The sequence below is a fragment of the Streptomyces otsuchiensis genome (assembly GCF_004305975.1).
GTDB classification, from domain to species: Bacteria; Actinomycetota; Actinomycetes; order Streptomycetales; family Streptomycetaceae; genus Streptomyces; species Streptomyces otsuchiensis.
In genome coordinates this window covers 1-4331 of record NZ_BHZI01000386.1, presented here as the reverse complement: position 1 = coordinate 4331, position 4331 = coordinate 1, and the positions used below count along the sequence as shown (strand labels likewise).

At 75.7% G+C, this 4331-nt stretch carries 5 protein-coding genes; all 5 read right to left on the bottom strand.

From position 1 onward, the window contains the following. Positions 1-171: 171 nt before the first annotated feature. Positions 172-546, bottom strand: a complete 375-nt coding sequence (locus E0D90_RS24010; protein WP_103500788.1) for an ectoine synthase — start codon at positions 544-546, stop codon at positions 172-174. Positions 547-556: 10 nt separating this feature from the next. Further along, positions 557-1369, bottom strand: a complete 813-nt coding sequence (gene trpA, locus E0D90_RS24005; protein ID WP_130800057.1) for a tryptophan synthase subunit alpha — start codon at positions 1367-1369, stop codon at positions 557-559. Then, positions 1362-2393, bottom strand: a complete 1032-nt coding sequence (locus tag E0D90_RS24000; protein WP_227870457.1) for a hypothetical protein — start codon at positions 2391-2393, stop codon at positions 1362-1364. The genes trpA and E0D90_RS24000 overlap by 8 nt, the downstream gene beginning before the upstream one ends. 2 nt (positions 2394-2395) lie before the next feature. After that, the gene (locus E0D90_RS23995; protein WP_103500881.1) at positions 2396-2659 is read right to left on the bottom strand and encodes an acyl carrier protein; all 264 of its coding nucleotides are present in this window, start codon (positions 2657-2659) and stop codon (positions 2396-2398) included. Positions 2660-2814: 155 nt separating this feature from the next. Further along, positions 2815-4331: AMP-binding protein (locus E0D90_RS23990; RefSeq protein WP_307721172.1), on the bottom strand; the 1517-nt coding region annotated here is incomplete at its 5' end.

Sequence of the window (4331 nt, the reverse complement as noted above, 5' to 3'; positions counted from 1 at the left end):
GCGTGCCGGGGCGGGTGGCCGCCGGTCGGGTGGAATCCGTTGTCGGTCGGATGCCGGACGCGGCGGCCGTGCGGGGCCGCGGGAGCCGCGGCGCCGGACGGGCCGGACGCCACGGTGGGCGGTGCGGGGTGCGGGTGCCGCGGAGCCGGGACGCGCTTCGCGGAGTGGTTCTCAGTAGGCCGAGGAGACGTTGTCGTTCAGCCGGTGCACCTCGTCGCCGAGCAGCGCGGGCGAGAAGACGCAGACCAGCCGGAGGTCCTCGTGGGGGGAGGCGATCAGGAAGTGCGGGTCGTGGCCGTCCAGCGAGTACAGGACGCCGGGACGCAGCGGATGGGAGGTGCCGTCCATCTCGACGACCTCACCCGAGCCCTCGATGCAGTAGCAGGTCTCCAGATGGTTGCGGTACTCCAGCTTGGACTTGGTGCCGGCGCGCACCGTGGTGTCGGTGACGCTGTAGCCGAGGCCGTCGGCGCGCACCAGGAACCGGCGGCTGAGCCCGTTGCCCCAGTCGACCGTGGTGACGCTGTCGAGATGGCGGACGATCATGCGGTGCTCCTCACGTACTGGTGGGGATGGGAGGTCGCCGGAGCGAACGGACGAAGGCGCGGTACCGGTCCACGGGATCGGCCGCCTCCTTCAGCGCCGTCTCCACGACGGCGACTCCGGCAGAGCCGACGACGGCCGCGTCGGCGCCGGTGGCGGCGACGGACGCGACGTCCTCGGCGGTGGAGACCCCGAAGCCGACGGCGATCGGGGAGTCGGTGGCGGCCCGCAGGGCGGCCACGGCCGGTGCGACGCCCGCGTGACCGCCGGTGGGCGCCGCGCCGCTGCGGCCGTACCGCGCGACGAGGTACAGATAGGCGGTGCAGTGGGCGACGGCCTCCGCGCGGACGGCCGGCGGGCTGGCCGGGTAGCAGGTGGTGACCACGCGCACCCCGGCCCGGTGGGCCGCCTCGTGGAAACCGGGCCGCACCCTGGGCGGCAGCCCGTGCGCCAGCAAGGCGTCCGCGCCGCTGCCGGCCACCGCCGCGGCCATGTCGGCTGCCGGCCGCTCCCGCAGGCTGTGGGACCAGTCGGCGAGCAGCGCGATCCGCAGCCGCCGCAGCGACGGACGCACGGCGGCGATCACCGCCAGCGTCTCCTCCAGCCCCACGCCCAGGGCCAGGGCGCGGTCGGCGGAACGCCGCACCACCGCGCCGTCGGTGGGCGAGTCGGGGAAGGGAACGGCCAGTTCCACGCAGTCGACGCCCTCCTCGTCGAGCATCGCCAGTAGTGCCGGGAGCGTCGTCAGCGGCGGGTCGCCCGCGTTGAGGAACAGCGCGAGTCCGGTCCGGCCCTCGGCGCGGGAGCTCTCGAAGAACTCAGCCAACGCGCACCTCCGCTTTCCGCCCCGCGGTGACGCGGGCGAGCAGCGAGAGCGCGGCTCCCTCCCGCAGCACCTCCCGCGCCTCCGCCATGGCGTGGGACCACTCGGAGTGCCTGCCGGCGGCGACGGCCACGGCCGCCGCGTTCAGCGCCACGGTCTCGGTGACCACAGGGCCGGCCGCACCGGCCAGCACCTCCCGGAACCGGTCGACGGCCTCGCCCGGTTCGCCGGGGGGCGCCAGGTCGGCCAGCGTGCCGGCCGGATCGGCGACCCGCCCCGCGTGCAGCACCGTCGCGTCACCGCCGGCGCGGTGCAGGATGTTCTCGGTGAACGGCAGCAACTCGTCGGCACCGGCCGCGTTGGCGTTCAGCCACACCGACCGGGTACCGGCCCGCTCCGCCAGGCCGAGCAGCGGTTCCAGCGGCACCGCCGAGGACACCCCGGTGAGCTGCGCGGTCACCGGCAGCTCCGCGAGGAACGGGCCGACGGCGTTGAGGAAGCGGCCGAACAGCTTCATGCTCGTCGGCGCGACCAGCATGGCCAGCCGCACCAGCTGCGGTGGGTACACATACGGGCCGGTGAAGGCGACGCCGTGGCGTTCCAGCTGCTCGGCGGTCCGCTCGTGGGACGACGTCAGCGGGACGCCGAGCCGCTCCAGCAGGTTGACCGAGCCCATCGACGACGTGTGGGCCCGGGAACCGGACTTCACCACCGGGGTGCCGGCGGCCGCCGCCACCAGGGCGGCGGCGGTGGACACGTTCACCGTGGGCGGCCCGCCACCGGTCCCGACGATGTTGGCCGTGCCCGGCCAGACCGCCGCGCGGGGCGACGGCCGCCGCTCGTCGAGGGAGTCCAGGAACGCCCCCAGCGTCCGCGGGCCGGGCAGGACGCCGCTGAGCGAGGTGAGCAGCGCCAGGGCGTCCCCGCGCTCCAGCCTCCCCGCCGCGAGGTCGTCCCACAGCTCCGACCAAGCGGCGCGCCCCACGTGTTCGCGGCCCGCGACGAGGCGGGCGACCGTCGCGTGCACGCTCAGCCGCCCGCGACCTGGGCGGAGCGGTTCCGTGCGACGTACGCCTCGACGGCGGCGACGCTGCGGAAGTTGTCGGGGTCCAGGTCGGTGTCGCCGATGGTCACGTCGAAGGTGTGCTCCACCCAGGCGATCAGCTTCAGCACCCCGAGGCTGTCGATGACGCCGTCGGCGAGGAGGTCCTGGTGGGGGTCGAGCTGGTCGGGGGAGACGTCGGGCAGGAACTCGCCGACGATGTAGCGGGTGATCTGGTCGGTGTGGCTCACGGCTGGTTCCCTCACTGGTGGACGAGGCGCCGCCGGGTCCGGCGGCGCGGGTGGTCGGGTGGGCGCGGACCCGGACGGGTCCGGCCGGATCGGGCCCTGGGCGTGCGGGGCCGAGGCGTCGCGGCCCGGCACGGGTGGCCTGGCGGCGAGGCGGGTCACGGCGTCGGTGCGAACTCCTCCAGCGCGCGTCGGTCCACCTTTCCGGTGGGGGTGCGCGGCAGGGGGCTGTCCACCACCAGGAGCGAGGTGGGCACCGCCGCACGGGGCAGCCCGGCGGAGCAGTGGCGCCGCAGGTCCAGGCTGGTGGCACCGGTGCCGGCGCGGGTACGGACGACGGCCAGGAGACGGCGGCCCCCCACCGGGTCGGGCACCGCGACGACACCCACCTCCGCCACCGCGGGGTGGCTCGCCAGCACCGCCTCGACCCGCGCGGTGTTGACCGCGATCCCACGCACCTTGACCTGGTGGTCGACGCGGCCGGTGAGCCGCACGGTGCCGTCCGCCTCCACCCGCACCAGGTCCCCGGTGGCGAACCAGGGGCCGGGGTCCAGCGACGGCGGGTGCCCGGTGAACTTGCCGGGGTCGCGCGCGGGATCGAGATAGCCGGCGGCCTGGAACGGGGTGGAGACGTACAGCTCGCCCTCGCCCGGGCCGCGCAGCACGCGCCGCCCGGCGTCCAGCACCGCGGTGCGCACCCCGGGCAGCGGCCGTCCCAGGGGGACGCCGGCGGGAAGCGGCAGTTCGCGGTCGACCTCGTGGACGAAGCTGTCGTTGGTCTCCGTGCAGCCGTAGACGCCGTGCAGTCTGGCGCCCGGCAGGACCGGCGGCAGCTCCGCCAGGGTCGCCTCCGGCATGACGTCGCCGGTGAAGACGGCGTGGCGCACCGAGGGCAGCGTGGTGCCGCGCCGGCGGGCGGCGTGCGTCAGCAGCGTGTAGAACATCGGCACCGCCTGCACGACGTCGACGCCGTGCCGGTCGATGAGGTCCACCAGGTGCTCGCCGCGGGCGGCGAGGTCGGGATCGACCAGTACCACCCGGCCGCCCCGGGCCAGCGTCGTCCACACGTCCAGCAGACAGAGGTCGAAGTTGAGGGGCGCGTAGTTGAGCACCGTGGTCTCCGCGTCGATCCCGAAGGCGCCCGCCGCCCAGCGGGTGAAGCGGTTGACCGCGCGGTGCGGCAGCGGCACGACCTTGGGTGTCCCCGTGGAGCCGGAGGTGGTCAGCAGGAACCCGGTGCCCGGCGGCAGGGGCACGCCGCCGGCGGCCGCCGGCGGCACCGGTGACTCCCCGTCCGCGGTGACGGTCCACCGGCAGCCTGCGCTCGCCGCCAGCTCCGCCAGCAGCGCGGGCGGCAGCGCCGCGGAGGGAAGCAGGAAGGGGCGGGCCTCGCGCAGGCAGGCCAGCACCAGCGCGATCGTCTCCGGGGACTTGTGCGCGGGTACGCACACCGGCTCGCCCTGGGCGAGCCCCAGGGAGCCGAGCCGGTGCGACTGCTCATCGGACAGCGCCCGGAGTTCGCCGTAGCTGACGCTCGCGCCGTTCCACAGCAGCGCCGTGGCACCGGGCCGCTCGTGGGCGTGACGCAGCACGGCGGTCGGCAGGTCGGGCGGGAGGGCGCGGAGCGTCCCGGCGCCGGGGAGGGCAGGGCCGGTGCCACGGCGCTGCTGTGGAA

Excerpts from the sequence above, each read along its gene's own strand:
- E0D90_RS24010 (WP_103500788.1), bottom strand. The coding sequence starts at position 546 with ATGATCGTCCGCCATCTCGACAGCGTCACCACGGTCGACTGGGGCAAC.